This is a genomic window from Streptacidiphilus melanogenes, assembly GCF_000787835.1.
In the GTDB taxonomy this organism is placed as follows: domain Bacteria; phylum Actinomycetota; class Actinomycetes; order Streptomycetales; family Streptomycetaceae; genus Streptacidiphilus; species Streptacidiphilus melanogenes.
On record NZ_BBPP01000002.1, the window covers coordinates 1 to 531 of the forward strand.

1 pseudogene is annotated in these 531 nt (G+C 79.7%); it reads left to right on the plus strand.

The features are described 5' to 3' along the window. Positions 1-514, plus strand: a pseudogene (locus TR49_RS43465) (Rne/Rng family ribonuclease); the annotation flags it as partial. Positions 515-531: the final 17 nt, after the last annotated feature.

A 531-nucleotide genomic window follows, 5' to 3' on the forward strand; every position in this document is an offset into this window, starting at 1 on the left:
GCCTCTCGCCGCCAAGGCGCTCGTCGCCGAGCCGGTCGTGGTCGAGGCCGTCGTCGCCAAGGCCGCCGAGCCGGTCGCTGCCGTCGCACCGGTCGCACCGGCGGCGGCCGCGCCTGCCATCGCGCCCCGCAAGCGTCGCCGGGCCACGTCGGCCGTGACCGACGCGACCGCGAAGGCCGCCGGTCTGGTCGCGCCCAAGGTCGAGGAGGAGGCTCCGGCGCCGGTCGAGGCCCCGACGCTCCCTGCGCCGCGCAAGCGCCGCCGGGCCACGTCGGCCGTGACCGACGCGACGGCCAAGGCCGCCGAGCGGGTCAGCGTCGCCGCTGCGAAGGCCGCCGAGCCGGAGGTCCCCACGCAGCGCGGTGAGGCGACGCCGATCGCCGCCGAGGAGGAGCGTCCGAAGCGCAAGCGCCGCAGCGTCCGCCTCGCCGAGGCGGCAGCGGCGTCGGCCGCTGCGGAGGCGGCTGAGGACACGCCGACGACGAAGCGGCCGCGGGCACGCGCCCGCGCCTGAGGCGCACGCCGCGAACG